The sequence below is a fragment of the Pseudarthrobacter sp. RHLT1-30-1 genome, assembly GCF_059383415.1.
This window is the reverse complement of record NZ_JBWZCG010000005.1, coordinates 105,622-122,012: the sequence shown is the minus strand read 5'-3', so window position 1 is coordinate 122,012 and position 16,391 is coordinate 105,622. Positions and strand designations below refer to the sequence as shown.

The window sequence follows — 16,391 nt, the reverse complement described above, 5'->3', positions numbered from 1 at the left end:
GGGAACTGCTTGCTTGGACGGTCCGCGTGGTTATTGGGCGAATCCGGGGCCGAAGTGGAATTCCTGTCCCCACACGCGCCGGGAGGCGCCGCTGAGGTCAAGCACCGGCGTGAGGCCGCCCTGGTGCGCCGGGAAGTTGGCGCCGAGCAGCATGCACAGATCCACTTCCGCCGGTCCGGCCACCACGTGTTCGGCGAGCATCAGCCCCACCTCCTCCGCCAGGGCCTCCAGGATCCGTGCCCTGATGGCCTCCGCATTCTGTGCCGGAGCGCCGACGTCGGCATCCGGCAGCAGGGCGGCCGTCTCGGGAAGCAGGGTGCCCGTTTTGTCGAGATAGCCGCGCAGGCCCGCCTTCGCCAGGGCGGCGAGGCTGGTGCTGACGTAGAAGCGGTCCGGGTAGGCGGCGTGCATGGTCTCGCAGATATGCAGCTGGACGGCGGGTCCGATGAAACCCAGCAGGGTCAGCGGCGTCATGGGCAGGCCCAGCGGATCCAGGGCGTGGTCGGCCAGTTGGAGATCGGCGCCGTCGTCAATGATCCGGAGAAGTTCGCAGAAGAGCCGGCTCAGGATCCGGTTCACCACAAAGCCCGGTGTGTCCGTGACCAGGACCGCCGTCTTGCCCAGAAGCCGGGCGAGCGAACAGGCAGTGGCGACGCTGACGCCGTCGTTGTCGTCGGTGTTGATGATTTCCACCAGCGGCAGCACAGCCACCGGATTGAAGAAGTGCAGTCCCACGAGGCGTTCCGGATTGGCCAGGCCTTGACCAATCGCTGCCACGGAAAGCGACGAGGTGTTCGTCAGCAGCAGCGCATCTGCGCGCAGCAGGGGCTCGATCTCAGCGAAGACGGCGCGCTTGACGCTCAGCTCCTCGTACACGGCCTCAATGACCACGTCGCAGTTCCGGTATTCGCGCTTATCCACCGTTCCGCGGACCAGACTGCCAAGTTCCCGCGCCGCCGTTTCAGTGAGCTGATTGCGCAGAACCTGTTTGTCCAGATGTCCGGCGATCCAGCTGAGGGCCGCATCCACCTTTTCCTGGGACAGGTCGGTGAGCAGGACCGGGACACCAAGCTGCTTGGCGAAGAGCAAGGCCAGCTGGCTGGCCATAAGCCCGGCGCCGAGGACACCAACGCTGCGGACAGGTCGCGGGTCCGCGCCGGGCGCACCCTGCGGCGTTTGGCGGTCAGCGGCCAGGAGGGCCGCCGCGTACGCGCTGGGCGACATCTCAGGAACCGGGGAGAAAGCGGTGCCCGCGGGCGTGGCAGTTTCAACGACGTTGTCAGGAACCATGTCACCGTTTTATCGTGAAACTGCGTGTCACGTCAAGTGATACTGAGTTTCATTTGTCGCAACAACCCCGGCCGAAACGTTTACTTGCCGAGGTACTGCCGGTAACTGGTCAAAGACCCGGTCCCGGAATACCCAAGATCCCCGGGCGACACCGCCGAAGCTCCATCCGCAGAAATTACCTGGATCGCCAGGTTGACTTCAGGATCGCCGGCGGCGGCGTCCACAATCGCCGGAAAAGCATCCCGCAGGACTCCCATCATGGTTTCCGGTCCGCCGTGTCGGCGTGCAGAAAGACATCCCCGCTCCGGCCCCCGCCGCCGGAGGACTTGTAGCTGGCGTCCACCCTGGCCACATGCGCCAGCGGCTGGACCGATGCTTTGTACTTGGCGGCGAAATCAGTGTCCGAGGTTCCCGGTTTTTGTCCGCAACCCGCCAGGACGGTGGCCAGCAGACCCACCATCAGCACGGTGATGATTTTTTGCATGTTGTGACTCACTTCTCCCCGCCTACACCGGAGGTTGCTGACCCAGAGGAAGATCCCTCCAAGGGTACTGGGCAGGCAGTTCGGGGCTTCCCGGGACACGTCGGCCCGCTGCAGCACCGCTCGCCTGTGGACTTTGGCGCGCTTTGGCGGCTGCGCCAGCACAGGGTGGCAGTCAGTTGAATGTGAACAGGGATCGTTCCCGCAGGTCAATCATGGCTTCCTGCAGCTGCGGGGTATCCCGCCACGACGGCAGAGCATCCCGGATACCGGAGCCCACGAACTCCATCATCTCGTTCGGAGTGAACAGCCCCACGCCCTGCGGTGACCACCTCACCTCCGCCGGGATCGGCTCATCCCGGTCGTACATCACGAACAATGGCACGACCCGCTCTATCCCCGGGAGCACAGCGAATCTGCGGGCACCGTCCACGAGCCCCTCATGCCTGTGGCTCCAGCGCGGCGGATGACCGATCCCGTACCGGCTGTTGGACTTCTGCACCCACTCCAGGGACAGCGACTTCCAGTAAGTGATGGTGGGGTCTATCAGGTACACGGTGGAGCCGTGGAGCACGGCATGCTCGATGGGGAACCTCGTGTTCAAGGTGATCCTCGGCGTGCCCGGGGCCCTCAGCCGATGGAAGACGGTCACGCCTGGGATCCGGGTGAGCAGGTTAAGGAGGGCTGCGGTCAGCCAGATTTCGCTGACGGTGGTTCCTTCGCTGCCAGATCCCCTGCCGTGCGCTGAGGTGACCTGGGTGCCGAAGACGCGCTGGCCTGCCCGTGAGGCATCGGACTCCCGGCCCGGGTATCCGCTGTAGTCGGCCCCGAACCACGAGTAGGACTCCGGGTTGATGCTGCGCTGCCGGAGCTGGTTTTCGAGGCTGTACTGGTCGGTCTCTCGCATGGGCATGCTTTGACTTTCGGTGTAGTGGCGGCGTGACCGAAAGCCTCTTGTGGCGGGCCCTCTGCCGTTCTGAACTGGTTGGTCAAAGGCGCCTGCGTCTGGGAGCCCCAACTCTCATGCAGAACTATAGCCGGGCTCTCGGCTTTGGCAGTGCTGTGCGACGACCGGGCCTTCTCTGTGGCGCCTTGGCCCCTTTGGGGAGCTGCTGCCGCGCAGGCCGGAGGAGTACCCCGGCCGTGCACCTGGCAGGGTTTCAGTTTCGCTTCGGCGGCGGGCGGTCAGGCTCTGCCGCCGGCCAGCGCCTGCCGCTGCGGCCACAGCGTCACGGACTCCAGCGCGGACAGTGCCCGGGCCACGGCTTGGGCCTCCGCCGTGAACAGATGCCCGTGGACCCGCTGGCTGCACAGCCTGAGTGCCTGGCCGCGATCCAGGCCGAACCAGTCCATCACCGTGTCGATGCCGTGCGGGCTGAGCCGCCAGGTCTTGTCCGCGTCCTTAACAATCGCGTCCTCGATCGAAATCGCCTCGCGCCGGGAATCGTGGCCGTCGATGATGTCCAGGATTGCAGGCACCTTTCCGGCGTCGTACCCGGCCTGGGAAAGAATCCCGGCGGCGAGCCGGGCGCCTTCCTTCTCGTGCAGCAGCACCAGATCCGGTCTGCCGCCGCCGGGCGCTATGGCCTGGAGGACCTCCGCGGGCGGCACCTGGGACCAGCCGATGTCATGCAGCATGATGGCGGGGAGGACGACGGCGGCGTCCGCCTCCGGGTGCGCCTCGAGCAGGGCCCGGGCCAGCCCGAGCGCATAGAGCGTGTGGGCGTCGTTGTCGCGGACCTTCAGATACGGCGCCGCAAGAGTCCAGATCGCCGCCAGTTGCGGGTCGAGGGCGATGACGCCGTCCGGTTCCGCCTCGATCCCGGCCGAGATGTCCAGTCCGGAAAAGTTGGCCTCGGGCCGCAGTTTGGTCATCCTGCCAGCGTGCCCGCCGAACCGGCCGCGGGCAAGGAAAACTTTCCGCCCAGCGGAAGCGGTACGGCAGGACGGCCAGCACTGAAACTACCCAGCAGGCCGCTTATTCCTCAGCTACAAGATAGACGTGGACAATGACCACTTGGGTCTTCTTGGTGCTGTCGAAGCGGAGGTCATAGTTCACGCCTAGCCCTGTAACGACGCCGGGCGGGAGTGAGTGATCGCTCTTGAACTCCGGACCTCTCTCAGCGGAGTCGATCCAGCGTTCCGCGGCGTCCTTTTCGATCCCGTACCGTGCCACGCCGTCGCGGATGAGAGCGAAATAGTCCTCGCGGGAGTCCGTGGTCAGGAAATACGTGACCTCGCTGAAGTCCGGCCGAGTATCCACGGTGTTGAAGCGGATTCTGTCCGTTTCACCGCTGACTTCTCCGGCAGGTCCGACAATCGTGAGGCTGATCTTGCCGGAATCCCTGGTGTTGATCTCCGGTCCGTAGCTGTTCCGGGCTACGTGCACGCCGTTCTTGAGCAGTGTGCCAGAGCTCATGTCCAGCCGTGCAGTCTTTGTCGCACGGATCTGCGCCACACCGCGTGCATCGAGCGTGGAGAAAGCACCGGCCGGCAGCGTCTCAGTCTGCACTTGGCCGGGCGACGGTGAAACCGTACATCCAGTCAGGAGCGCCACGGTGACCAGCACGGCCGTGACCCTTCCTCTTCCCTGCCAGACTGTCCAGAACAACCTTCGGCGTCTCCTGTGCATGGCCACGATGTTCATTCAACCCCCCGATGGTTTAGAACCACAGGGTATGCCACCCGGCGTCCGGGTCCGGGTCCGGACCGAGGGTGGCCCAGAAGCGTTACGACGCCGCCGCCGCGCCACCGATCGGGACCTGAGCGGCGATGCGGAGACAGGCCCGGGCGGATCAACCCGGCCGGGCCCCCCACCTAACTCGTTGCCGCCGCGTGGAGTTAAACCAGCGTGGCGGTGTCGATCACGAAGCGGTACCGCACATCCGATGCCAGCACCCGCTCGTACGCCTCGTTGATCTTGCCGGCGGGGATGACCTCGATCTCGGCGCCGAGGTGGTGCTCGGCGCAGAAGTCGAGCATTTCCTGCGTCTGGCGGATGCCGCCGATCATGGAACCGGCGAAGGAGCGGCGTCCGGCGATCAGGGCGAACGCGTTCACGGGCAGCGGTTCGGCCGGGGCGCCGACGTTCACCAGGGCGCCGTCGAGAGTCAACAACTGCAGGTAGGAGCTGATGTCGATCGAGGCGCTGACCGTGTTGATGATCAGGTCGAAGCTGCCAGCGAGGTCGGCGAAGGTGTTCTCGTCGCTCGTGGCGAAGTAGTGGTCCGCGCCGAGGCGCAGGCCGTCTTCCTGCTTCTTCAGCGACTGCGAGAGGACAGTGACCTCGGCGCCCATGGCGTGGGCGATCTTGACGGCCATGTGTCCCAGGCCGCCGAGTCCGACGACGGCGACCTTCTTGCCGGGTCCGGCGTTCCAGTGGCGCAGCGGCGAGTAGGTGGTGATCCCGGCGCACAGCAGGGGTGCGGCGACGTCGAGCTCGATGCCCTCGGGGATGGTGACGACGAAGTCTTCGGTCACGACGACGTGGGTGGAGTAGCCGCCCTGGGTGATGGTGCCGTCGCGGTCGACGGCGCCGTAGGTGCCGGTGTTGCCCTTGAGGCAGTACTGCTCCTCGCCGGCCTGGCAGTTGACGCATTCGCGGCATGAGTTGACCATGCAGCCGACGCCGACGCGGTCGCCCACCTTGTGTTTCGTGACGGCGGAGCCGACTTCGGTGACGATGCCGGCAATTTCGTGGCCCGGAGCCAGCGGGTAGGACTGCGGTCCCCAGTCGCCGCGGACGGTGTGGATGTCCGAGTGGCAGATGCCGGCGAACTTGATGTCGATCAGGACGTCGTGTGCGCCAACGTCGCGGCGTTCGATGGTGGTGGGGATGAGGGGTTCCGTCGCGGAGGTGGCGGCATAAGCATTAACGGTAAGCATGGATCTCCTGCTTGTGGATGGTTTTAGGGGGGTGCCCCGGCGTCGCACCGGTAGGTGCGGCCTTTCGGCCCGGACGTCATCGGGGGCACTATCCATCAAACACCATTGCGCTGCCGGAGAGGGAGGCCCTGCTGAAAGGGGTACTGACAGGGACTCCCTCCAGGGCCCGCACCCTCTAACGTTGAAAGTATGGACAACCAGAGCGAGACCCGGGACTTCCTTGCCACCCGGCCGGCGAAAATAACCCCCGAACAGGCGGGCCTGCCGGTCTACGGCGGCAACCGCCGCGTCCCCGGACTGCGCCGCGGGGAGGTGGCGATGCTGGCCGGTGTCAGTGTCGAGTATTACACCCGGCTGGAGCGCGGAAACCTCTCCGGCGTGTCCGAAGGCGTGCTGGAAGCCCTGGCGAGGGCGCTGCAGCTGGATGAGGCGGAGCAGGCGCACCTTTTCGACCTGGCCCGGGCCGCCAGTAGCAGCCGCAGACCGCAGCGCCGGTGGCCCACCACGCAGCCGGTCCGCGCGGGCGTCCAAATAATGCTTGACGCGATCAGCAACGCCCCGGCGTTCGTGCGGAATGGGCGGATGGACATCCTTGCTGCCAACCGGCTCGGCTTCGCCCTGTATTCGGAGATGTACGTCAGCCCGGTCCGGCCGGCCAACCACGCCCGGTTCGTCTTCCTGGACGACCGTTCCCACGGGTTTTACCCGGACTGGGAGCGCGCCGCGAATGACACGGTGGCGATCCTGCGCACCGAGGCCGGCCGGGACCCCTACGACCGCGGCCTGACCGACCTGGTCGGTGAACTGTCCACCCGCAGCGAGGAGTTCCGGACCCGGTGGGCGGCCCACAACGTGCGCCTGCATTACACCGGCCTCAAGCACCTCCGGCACCCGGTGGTCGGGGACCTCCACCTCATGTATGAGGCCCTGGATCTCTCGGCCGACGCCGGGCTGTCCCTGCTCGTCTACACCGCCGAGCCCGGTTCAACCACCGAGGATGCCGTGCGGCTCCTGGCCAGCTGGGCCGCGACGCAACATGCGGCTCAGCGACCGCTGAAGCACGGCTAACGGGCAGCCAGCCGTCGGAGGGCGCCCAGCTGACCGTCAGTGGCAGACAACCCTCACCCGGGACCTGTTTGTCACCACGTTGAAGGAATTGTCCAAGCGGACGAAATCATCCTCGCCAATGTAGTCGTTTCCAGGGCTAGGTGCCGGCCACGAGACGGCCGATGATCAGGCGCATGATCTCGTTGCTCCCTTCGAGGATCTGGTGGACCCGCAGGTCCCGCGCGATCTTTTCCAGTCCGTACTCGGAGAGGTAGCCGTAGCCGCCGTGGAGCTGGATGGCGCTGTTGGCGACGTTGAACCCGGCATCCGTGGCGACCCTCTTGGCCATCGCGCAGAGCTTGACGGCGTCGGGCGCGCCGCGGTCCAGCGCGTCCGCTGCCCGCCAGAGCAGCGTCCGGGCGGTGACGAGCTCGGTTTCCATGTCGGCCAGCTGGAACAGCAGTGCTTGCTGGTTGATCAGCGGCCCGCCGAACGCCTCGCGTTCCTTGAGGTACGCCACCGACTTATCCAGTGCGGTCTGGCCGCCGCCCAGGGAACAGGCGCCCATGTTGATGCGGCCCCCGTTGAGCCCCTTCATCGCGATCCCAAAACCGCTGCCTTCCTCTCCGAGGCGGTTGGCAACCGGAACCCGGACATTCTCGAAAATAACCTGGCGGGTCGGCTGGGCGTTCCATCCCATCTTCTTCTCGTTCGGACCGAACGACAGACCCGGCGCGTCCGCCGGGACCACAATGGCGGTGATGCCGCGGTTTCCGGTGTCGGCGGTGCGCGCCATCACGATGTAGAAGCTCGACGACCCGGCCCCCGAGATGAACTGTTTGACGCCGTTCAGCACGTAGTCCCCGCCGTCGCGCACCGCCTTGGTGCTCAGCGCCGCAGCGTCGGAGCCGGCGCCGGGCTCGGTCAGGCAGTAACTGCCCAGCGCCTCCATCGAAGCGAGCTGCGGCACCCACGCGGCGCGCTGCTCATCGTTGCCGAACGAGTCGATCATCCACACCACCATGTTGTGGATGGAGATGTACGCAGCAATCGTCGGATCCGCCTTGGCCAGCTCCTCGAAGATCAGCACCGCATCGCTGCGCGTGAGCCCGGAGCCGCCGAACTGCTCCTGGACATAAATGCCGCCCATCCCCAGGGCGCCGGCTTCCCGCAGCACGTCCACGGGGAAGTGTTTGGTCTCGTCCCACTTCGCGGCGTTGGGGGCCAGAGCCTCGTTGGCGAAGTCACGCACCATCGCAACCAGCGACTGCTGGTCCTCGTTGAGTTCAAACATACCCAGTCCTCCGAAGTGTAGATTTTGACCCAATGTAGTACGACGGGCCAATAATTACTAGGACTTCCTACTATGTTTTCTTCACGAACCCCTCACGGGCCCGACGGCCCCTGGTCCCCCGCTACTCGCTGGCTCGGGTTGTGGAGCCCGCCAGGGGGTGAATACAAGCGCCAAGGGGACGACCACGAACCAGGCGAAGCAGAGAATGACCGGGAAACGGATCGCTCGGGCCAACTAACCGCGATGGGCGGGCAAGATGTGAGGCGGCACACATTTGGTTGACTTGTCAAGCATTAGTGGCGGACTATATGCATACGCATATAAATGCGCATCGCGGCGCCCGACAGGGCAGCGGCCGCAAAATCGCTTAGAGATTGGACTGACTCATGCAACTCGAGAACAAGGTCGCATTCATCACCGGCGGCGGATCGGGGCTCGGTCTCGCGACCGCAAAGACCTTCATCGCCGAAGGTGCGAAGGTCATGATCTTCGATTTCAACCCCAAGTCGCAGGAAGTCGCCGACGAGATCGGTGCGAAGTTTGTCCAGGGCGACGTCTCGAAGGCCGAGAGCGTTGAAGCCGCCGTCGCGAAGACGGTCCAGGAATTCGGCAGCCTTGACATTGCCGTCGCCTCTGCGGGTGTCGGCGGCGAGGGCGACGTCGTCACCTCGACCGTCGAAAACTGGGAGCGCACCAACGGCATCGACTACTCGGGCGTGTTCTACACCAACAAGTACGTCATCGAACAGCTCCTCAAACAGGGCAACGGCGGCGTCGTCGTCAACCTCGCTTCGATGTTTGGCCTCGTGGCCATCTCCAACAACATCGCCTACTCGGCCTCGAAGGGTGGCGTCGTGAACATGACCCGCGCCGCCGGGACGATGTACGCGAAGGAGGGCATCCGTGTGAACGCGGTGGCCCCGGGCGTCATCCGTACCCCGCTCATCGACGAGCCGACCCTGGAACAGTATGCAAAGCTGCACCCGGCCGGTCGCGTCGGCGAGGCGCAGGAAGTCGCCGACCTCATCACCTTCCTCGCAAGCGACAAGGCGAAGTTCATCACCGGCGCGACCATTCCGATCGACGGCGGCTACACGGCCGTCTGATCCGAAACCCGCAGCACCCGATAGGCGCCCCCTCCATCCGAGGGGGCGCACCTCGTTCCCGGGACGCGCGCGGGCGGCGTGCCGCCGCAGTGGGAGCCATCCGCGACTACCCGATCAGGCCCAGCACCGCTCCAGCAATAACCACGGCGCCGGCCTCCACGCGCAGGCCGGTCACGGTCCCGCCGCGGTGCGCGGACACCTGGGTTTCCATCTTCATCGCCTCCAGCACGACGACGGGGTCCCCCGCCAAGACTTCGGCGCCCGGTTCGACCAGCCACTTCACCACGGTCCCGGCCATGCCGGCGCGCAACTCCCCGGGGTCGTCGTCGGATGCCCCCTCCTCGGACGCCCTGCCCACGGAAACCCCCGCGGGCAGGACCCCGGCGGGCAGCGTCCCGCCGGAACGCGCCCAGCCGTCCAGAAGGTCCGCCGGCAGTCCGACCGCCATCCGGCGGCCGTCCACCTCGACGGTGATGGTGCGGCGTTCGCCGTCGGGCATGGCAGTGCTGTAGCCCGGATCGGCGGCGATGGAGTCCGCGAAGTCGGTTTCGATCCAGCGGGTGTGGATCCCAAGGCCGGTTTCGGAGCTGAAGTCCGGGGAATCCACCACGGCCCGGTGGAACGGCAGCACGGTGGCAACGCCGGTGATGCTGATTTCGGCGAGGGCGCGGCGGGCGCGGCGCAGCGCCTGCTGCCGGTCCGCGCCGGTGACGATCAGTTTGGCCAGCAGCGAGTCGAACTGCGGCGGGACGAAGGAGCCGGAACGGACGCCGGTGTCGAGCCGGACGCCGGGGCCGGTGGGGCCGTGGAATTCCGCGACGGTGCCGGGCGAGGGCAGGAAGCCGCGGCCCACATCCTCGGCGTTGAGCCGGAATTCGAAGGAGTGCCCGCGCGGCGCGGGGTCTTCCGTGATGCGCAGCGGCTCACCCGCGGCGATGCGGAACTGCTCCTGCACCAGGTCGATCCCGGTGGTTTCCTCGGTAATGGGGTGCTCCACCTGGAGCCGGGTGTTCACTTCGAGGAATGCCACGGTGCCGTCGGCGGCGACGAGGAATTCCACCGTGCCGGCGCCGGAGTAGCCGGCTGCGCGGCAGACGGCCTTGGCGGCGTCGTAAATCTGGCGGGTCTGCTCGTCGCTGAGGAAGGGCGCCGGCGCTTCCTCCACGAGCTTCTGGTGCCGGCGCTGCAGCGAGCAGTCGCGGGTTCCGACGACGACGACATTGCCGTGGACGTCCGCGAGGACCTGCGCCTCGACGTGCCGGGGACGGTCGAGGTAGCGCTCCACGAAGCATTCGCCGCGGCCGAAGGCGGCGACGGCCTCGCGGACCGCGGAGTCGAAGGCTTCCTCGACCTCATCAAGGGCCCGGACGACCTTCATGCCGCGGCCACCCCCGCCGAAGGCGGCTTTGATGGCGATCGGCAGCCCGTGCTGCTCGGCGAAGGCGCGGGCATCGACGGCGGACTCCACCGGGCCGTCGCTGCCGGCGACGAGCGGGGCGCCGGCCTCGACGGCGGTCTCGCGGGCGGTGATCTTGTTGCCGAGCAGCCGGATGGCGTCCGGGGTGGGCCCGATCCAGGTCAGGCCGGCGTCCAGGACGGCCTGCGCGAAGTCGGCGTTCTCGGAGAGGAAGCCGTAGCCCGGGTGGAGGGCGTCGGCGCCGGATTCCGCGGCGGCGGCAAGGAGTTTCGGGATGTTGAGATAGGTGTCCGCGGGCGAGTTGCCGCCCAGGGCGTAGGCCTCGTCCGCAGCAGAGACATGCAGGGCGTCGGCGTCGATGTCGGCGTACACGGCGACGGAGGCCAGCTGCGCGTCATCGCATGCCCGGGCGATCCGGACGGCGATTTCACCGCGGTTGGCGATCAGGACCTTGCGCATCAGTTACTCGCTTCTTCTTTGGGGGTGCTGGCGTGTTCGGCGGTGCCGGATCCGGGGGTTGCGGCGTGGGCAGTGGCGGCGGCGGTGTCGATTGCGGCCGGGACCCAGCGGAAGCGGATTTTGCCGCCGATCGGGATCTGGGCGGCCCGGTCCAGCTGGGAGTCGACCACCACGGCGATCACCGGATAGCCGCCGGTGAGCGGGTGGTCGGCCAGGAAGAGCACCGGGAGCCCGTCCGGCGGGACCTGCAGGGCGCCGGCGACGGTGCCCTCGCTGGCGAGTTCGCCCTGGCGGGTGCGCTGCAGCGGGGTTCCCTGCAGGCGCATGCCGACCCGGTTGGACTGAGGCGTCACGTCCCAGTCCTGGCCGGCGAAGGATGCCAGCGCCGCGGCGTCGAACCAATCGGCGCGCGGGCCGGGGACGACGTCGAGCACGGTGACCCCGGCGTCCGGGAAGTCCGGCTGCAGTTCAGGGTCCCCGACGACGCCGGATTCGGCCTCCCCGCCGGCGGCGAGAAGCCGGCCGGCCGCGAGCGGTGCGGGGCCGATCCCGGACATGGTGTCGGTGGAGCGGCTGCCGAGGACCGGGGCGGAGTCCACGCCGCCGCGGACGGCGAGGTAGCTGCGGAACCCGGCCTGCGGGGCGCCGAGGGTCAGAGTTTCGCCGTCGAGCAGCGCGAAGGGGGTAGCCATCGGGACAGTCCGCCGGGCCGGGCCGCCCTCGTCGTCGATACTGGACGGCGACGCGATGGTCAGCGCGGCGGGCGCCCCGGCGACGGCGAGGACCTGGTCCCCGACGGCCTGCACCGAGAGTCCGCCGGCGACGGTCTCCACCGCGGCGGCCGACGGCGCGTTCCCGACAAGGCGGTTGGCCCGGCGCAGTGAGGCGCGGTCCAGCGCCCCGGCGGCGGAGACGCCCAGGCCGGAGTGGCCGTGCCGGCCCAGGTCCTGGATCAGGCTCTGCATTCCCGCCGACACGACCCGCAGCCCGGACGTCACGGCCCGAGCAGGTTGCTGGGCAGGCTGGGTGGCGGGCTGCTGGGAAGGCTGCTCCGTGGCCAGCGCCACGACCTCCCGGACTGCACGGAACTGGACCCGGTGGCCGGGGGCTGCCAGCGCGGGCTGCTCCCGGTCCAGGTCCCACATCCGGGCGCCGGTGCGGCCGATCAGCTGCCAGCCGCCGGGCGAGCGGCGCGGATAGACGGCCGAGTAGTTCCCGGCCAGCGCCACCGAACCCGGTGGGACGGCGGTGCGCGGCGAGCTGCGCCGCGGCACTTCGAGGGCCTGGTTTTCCCCCACCATGTAGCCAAAGCCGGGGGCGAAACCGGCGAAGGCCACCGTCCAGATCTGGCCGGTGTGGGCGGCGATGACGCCCTCGGTCCCGAGGCCGGTCAGCTCCCCCGCCTCGGCGAGGTCCGCGCCGTCGTACACGGTGTCGATGACGACCAGCTGGCCGTCCCGCTGGACGGGGGCGTTGAGGTCGAGCTGGAGCAACTGCGCGGCGATCCGCCGCGCTGCCGCCGGCGAGTCGGCCGTGACCAGCACGGTCTCGGCTGCCGCGAGCACGTCCTGCTGGCCCGGCAGCGGGTTCTCGAGGAGCAGTGCCTGCAGTGCCAGCACGTCCTGGGTGGCGGAGAGCTCGGCGAGTACCGCCCGGGTTCCCACCGCCCGCACGGAGCGGACCTTTTGTCCTGCCAGGGTTTCCCCCGCTGTCTCAATCATCAGCTGCCTTTATCATTGCCGGTGCTTCGGGTGGATCCGCGCCGCTTAGGCGTGGGCTTCCTGCAGGAGGCGTTCTTCTTCCTTGGTCTGCGGATTCCGGCCCAGAGCCAGTCCGACGATGGTCACGACCGAGGCGAGGGCGAGGTAGCCGGCGATCAGGTACCAGTTGCCGGTGGCGCCGTAGAGGGCGGTGAAGATCAGCGGTGCGACCGCGCCGCCGACCACGCCGGCCAGGGTGTAGGCCAGCGAGCTGCCGGCGTAGCGCAGCCGGGCCGGGAACTGCTCGGTGATGTAGGCGGCCTGCGGGCCGTACATAAAGGCGTGGAAGGCCAGGCCGATCACGACGCCGACGGTCAGCATGGCAACCGACTTGCCCTGGATCATCCAGAAGAACACCGGGATGTAGAGTGCGGTGCCGAGGGCGGCGATGCCATAGACGAGGCGGCGGTTGAAGCGGTCCGTGAGGGCGCCGGCGGCGGGGATCAGAAACAGCTGGACCGCGGAGCCGATCAGGATGGCGGAGAGGACGTTGCCGGTGGTCATGCCCAGCGCCTTGGTGGCGTAGACGGCCACAAAGACGGTGAAGAGGGCGTAGAGCACGTCGGGGCAGACGCGGGACAGGGCGGCGGCGACCAGGGCGCGCGGTTCCTTGGTGAAGACCTCCTTGATCGGGGCCTTGGGCTGCTCGCCGTGGGCCTGGATGGCCTTGAAGACGGGGGTTTCCTCAAGCTTGAGCCGGATCAGCAGGCCGAAGACGACGAGCAGGGCGGAGGCGAGGAAGGCGACGCGCCAGCCCCAGGAGAGGAAGGCTTCGTTGCTGAGGGTTGCGGCGAGCAGGGCGAGGACGCCGTTGGCCATCAGGTTGCCGGCCGGCGGGCCGATCTGGGCGGCGGAGGACCAGAAGCCGCGCTTGTGCGCATCCCCGAATTCGCTGGAGAGCAGGACGGCACCGCCCCATTCGCCGCCGACGCCGATGCCCTGGGCCAGGCGCAGCAGCACCAGGATGATGGGGGCGGCGACGCCGATCACCGAGTAGTCCGGCAGCGCACCGATCAGCACGGTGGCGACGCCGATCAGCATCAGGGTGACAACGAGGACGTGCTTGCGCCCGATCTTGTCGCCGAGCCGGCCAAAGATCACGCCGCCGATCGGGCGGGCCAGGTAGCCCACCGCGAACGCGGAGAAGGACAGCAGCAGGCCGACGAACTCGTCGTTGCCCGGGAAGAAGATCTTCGGGAACACCAGGGCCGAGGCCACGGAGTAGATCGCGAAGTCGTAGTACTCAAGCGACGTGCCGGTGAGGCTCGCGACGTAGGCCTTGAGGGCGCCCGGCGGCAGCTTCCTCTTGCTGGCGGCCGGGGTGGCCTGGTGTGGTGCGGTCATGGTTTTCCTCCAGGGTGCGGGTGCTGCCTGTGCTGTGGGGTGGGATAGCTGCGCCGGGTGGATGTCGCGGCGCCGGCAGAGCTGGGCTGTTATGAACGGCCTGCGGGGCGGGACGGGCGGGCCGAAAAGGGGTCTGACGAAGGGGTCAGACGAACGCGGCCGTGCTGATGCCGGCGGCGCTGAGGGCCGCGCGGACTGCGGCGGCCATGCTGACGGCTCCCGGGGAGTCGCCGTGCACGCAGATGCTTTCTGCGCGGATCTTCAGGATAGACCCGTCGATCGTGCGGACGGCGGAATCCGAGGCCATCCGGAGGACATGCTCAGTGACCTCCGCATGGTCGTGCAGGACAGCGCCGGGCAGCGTGCGGGATACAAGGGTTCCGTCCGGGTTGTAGGCCCGGTCGGCGAAGGCTTCGGCCACGGCGCGGAGCCCGGCGGCTTCGGCCAGGCGGAGCACTTCCGAGCCCGGCAGGCCGAGGATGGGCAGGTTCGGATCGACGGACTTTACGGCGTCGACGACGGCCTTCGCCTGCGCCGTGTGCGCCACGATCGCGTTGTAGAGGCCGCCGTGCGGTTTCACATAGGTGACTTTGCCGCCTTCCGCAGCGGCCAGGGCCTGCAGTGCGCCGATCTGGTACACGACGTCGTCCGCGAGTTCGATCGGGTCGATGTCCATGAAGCGGCGGCCAAAGCCGGCGAGGTCGCGGTAGCCGACATGGGCGCCGATCACGACGCCGGCGGCCACGGCCTCGCGGCAGGTCTTACGGATCACGCTGGGGTCGCCGGCGTGGAATCCGCAGGCAACGTTGGCGCTGGAAACGGAGCGGAACATCGCGCTGTCGTCTCCCAGGGTCCAGCGTCCGTAGGACTCTCCTACGTCGCTGTTCAGGTCGATGGTTGCCATTTGTGATCCTCGTCTCATTGATGCCCCTCATCTAGGATGCCTCAAATTTACGGATTGTTCAACAATTCTTCGATTCCACGATGTGACGATCGTGTAAATTCTCAGGTATGACCAGCTCGCAAGCAGGATTACGTGGCATTTCCGGCTCGGCCGGCTCAAGCCTGGCCGGCGCCGGCGCGTCCCTCGGTGCGGCGGCCCGGTTGCGGGTTGCCATCCCCTCGGTCGCGGACCGGGTGGCGGCGGAGCTGCGGCTGCAGCTGGCGGAAGGTCTGCTGCTGCCGGGCGCGCGGCTGACAGAATCCACCATCTCCGAGGAGCTGGGTGTCTCGCGCAATACCGTGCGCGAGGCGTTCGCGGAGCTCGCCGCCGAGCGGCTGGTGGTCCGTCAGCCCAACCGGGGAGTGTTCGTCGCAAGCCTGGGTCCGGGCGACATCCATGACGTTTATACGGTGCGCCGGTTCATTGAAGTGACCGCCATCCGGGGCGGCGGAAGCCCCGAACGGGTCGCGGCCGTGCGCGCCGCAGTGGAGGAAGGCCGGGCCGCTGCGGCGGCGGACGACGAGGAAGCCCTGGGCAGCGCCAACCAGCATTTCCATGGCGCCATCGTGGCGCTGGCCGGGAGCCGCCGGCTGAACACAATGATGGCCCAGGTACTGGCCGAGATGCGGCTGTTCTTCCACAAGGCCACCGTCGATGCGCATTTCTACGGCAGCTACCTCGATGACAACGAGGAGATCTGCCGGGCACTCGAGTCCGGCGACCTGGACCGTGCCGGTGACCTGCTGCTGGCCTATCTGGACCGCTCGGAAGAGAAGCAGAGCGCGGTCCACGGCGACTGACCGACCGCACCGGACACCGGGACGGCGCTCCTGTCGGCTGACGCGGCCACACGCTGGCCTCCGGCACATGGAAGTATTCACTTATGACTATCAACAATGATGATGCCAACCTTCCGGCGTTCGTGGAGCCCCAGGGCACCGACGGCTCCACCGAAGAGAGCCGCGGTTGGGACCACATCGGGGCCATCATTGTCGATGCGACACTGCAGCGTCGGCAGAACTACCACGAGACCGTCAAGCCCCGCGTTGTCGCCCTGGTTGAGGCCTGGCCGGACGCCGACACGACCAGCGGTTTCCGCCGGCAGCTCGAGTCAGGGAAGCTCTCGGAAGTTATCGACTGGCCCTCGCCCGGCCGGCTGGCCCAGGTGGACGACATCACCCGGGTGTTCGAGCGGATGGGCATTGAGACAGTGACGGACCTCCGAGGCGCCCTCAGCGACCAGTTCAAAAGAACGAAGCTCAGGGAGGCCCTTGCTGCGGTGCGGCATGTCAGTCCCAAAACGCTGGATTACATCGACACCCTGAGCGGCATCGCTGGCGCGGCCGGAGCTTAGGCGGCCGCCCG

The 16,391-nt window shown here is 67.5% G+C and carries 15 protein-coding genes; 4 read left to right on the top strand and 11 right to left on the bottom strand.

The window, feature by feature from the left end; translation table 11 throughout:
* Positions 1-30: 30 nt before the first annotated feature.
* The 6 genes from AC50YM_RS06015 to AC50YM_RS05990 all read right to left on the bottom strand — a co-directional run bounded on the left by AC50YM_RS06015 (position 31) and on the right by AC50YM_RS05990 (position 5,656).
* Entirely contained in the window at positions 31-1,290 is a 1,260-nt protein-coding gene (locus AC50YM_RS06015; protein ID WP_494956060.1) for a 3-hydroxyacyl-CoA dehydrogenase family protein, read from the bottom strand.
* Between the two features lie 256 nt (positions 1,291-1,546).
* Entirely contained in the window at positions 1,547-1,786 is a 240-nt protein-coding gene (locus AC50YM_RS06010) for a lipoprotein (RefSeq protein WP_494956059.1), read from the bottom strand.
* A gap of 160 nt (positions 1,787-1,946) precedes the next feature.
* Positions 1,947-2,684, bottom strand: coding sequence for a hypothetical protein (locus tag AC50YM_RS06005; RefSeq protein WP_494956058.1), 738 nt, complete (start codon positions 2,682-2,684; stop codon positions 1,947-1,949).
* A 272-nt stretch (positions 2,685-2,956) separates the two neighbouring features.
* On the bottom strand, positions 2,957-3,646 hold the full coding sequence (locus AC50YM_RS06000; protein WP_494956057.1) for an HD domain-containing protein: 690 nt from the start codon (positions 3,644-3,646) through the stop codon (positions 2,957-2,959).
* Between the two features lie 103 nt (positions 3,647-3,749).
* Positions 3,750-4,190: a hypothetical protein gene (locus tag AC50YM_RS05995; protein WP_494956056.1), complete on the bottom strand. Its 441-nt coding sequence runs from the start codon at positions 4,188-4,190 to the stop codon at positions 3,750-3,752.
* Positions 4,191-4,612: 422 nt separating this feature from the next.
* Positions 4,613-5,656 carry an NAD(P)-dependent alcohol dehydrogenase gene (locus AC50YM_RS05990; RefSeq protein ID WP_494956055.1) on the bottom strand — a complete coding sequence of 348 codons (1,044 nt, stop codon included), beginning with the start codon at positions 5,654-5,656 and terminating at the stop codon, positions 4,613-4,615.
* Between the two features lie 189 nt (positions 5,657-5,845).
* Here AC50YM_RS05990 and AC50YM_RS05985 point away from each other — a divergent pair, with 189 nt between their 5' ends.
* Positions 5,846-6,724, top strand: coding sequence for a helix-turn-helix transcriptional regulator (locus AC50YM_RS05985; protein ID WP_494956054.1), 879 nt, complete (start codon positions 5,846-5,848; stop codon positions 6,722-6,724).
* A 136-nt stretch (positions 6,725-6,860) separates the two neighbouring features.
* On the opposite strand, the gene AC50YM_RS05980 is transcribed toward AC50YM_RS05985, so the two are convergent.
* Positions 6,861-7,997, bottom strand: a complete 1,137-nt coding sequence (locus tag AC50YM_RS05980; RefSeq protein ID WP_494956053.1) for an acyl-CoA dehydrogenase family protein — start codon at positions 7,995-7,997, stop codon at positions 6,861-6,863.
* 386 nt (positions 7,998-8,383) lie between these two features.
* Here AC50YM_RS05980 and AC50YM_RS05975 point away from each other — a divergent pair, with 386 nt between their 5' ends.
* Positions 8,384-9,103, top strand: a complete 720-nt coding sequence (locus AC50YM_RS05975; protein WP_494956052.1) for an SDR family NAD(P)-dependent oxidoreductase — start codon at positions 8,384-8,386, stop codon at positions 9,101-9,103.
* Between the two features lie 106 nt (positions 9,104-9,209).
* Here AC50YM_RS05975 and AC50YM_RS05970 read toward each other — a convergent pair whose 3' ends face one another.
* The 4 genes from AC50YM_RS05970 to AC50YM_RS05955 form a co-directional block, all read right to left on the bottom strand.
* Complete coding sequence (locus AC50YM_RS05970) at positions 9,210-10,979, bottom strand: acetyl/propionyl/methylcrotonyl-CoA carboxylase subunit alpha (RefSeq protein WP_494956051.1); 1,770 nt, start codon at positions 10,977-10,979, stop codon at positions 9,210-9,212.
* The gene (locus AC50YM_RS05965) at positions 10,979-12,700 is read right to left on the bottom strand and encodes a 5-oxoprolinase subunit B/C family protein (protein ID WP_494956050.1); all 1,722 of its coding nucleotides are present in this window, start codon (positions 12,698-12,700) and stop codon (positions 10,979-10,981) included. Before AC50YM_RS05965 ends, AC50YM_RS05970 begins: the two co-directional genes overlap by 1 nt.
* Before the next feature lie 45 nt (positions 12,701-12,745).
* Positions 12,746-14,083, bottom strand: coding sequence for an MFS transporter (locus tag AC50YM_RS05960; RefSeq protein WP_494891025.1), 1,338 nt, complete (start codon positions 14,081-14,083; stop codon positions 12,746-12,748).
* A gap of 145 nt (positions 14,084-14,228) precedes the next feature.
* Positions 14,229-14,987 (bottom strand): LamB/YcsF family protein, encoded by a 759-nt coding sequence (locus AC50YM_RS05955; protein WP_494956049.1) that lies wholly within the window; start codon positions 14,985-14,987, stop codon positions 14,229-14,231.
* Between the two features lie 107 nt (positions 14,988-15,094).
* Between AC50YM_RS05955 and AC50YM_RS05950 the strand changes: the two genes are divergently transcribed.
* Complete coding sequence (locus tag AC50YM_RS05950; protein ID WP_494956048.1) at positions 15,095-15,826, top strand: GntR family transcriptional regulator; 732 nt, start codon at positions 15,095-15,097, stop codon at positions 15,824-15,826.
* An 83-nt stretch (positions 15,827-15,909) separates the two neighbouring features.
* Positions 15,910-16,380 (top strand): hypothetical protein, encoded by a 471-nt coding sequence (locus AC50YM_RS05945; RefSeq protein WP_494956047.1) that lies wholly within the window; start codon positions 15,910-15,912, stop codon positions 16,378-16,380.
* Positions 16,381-16,391: the final 11 nt, after the last annotated feature.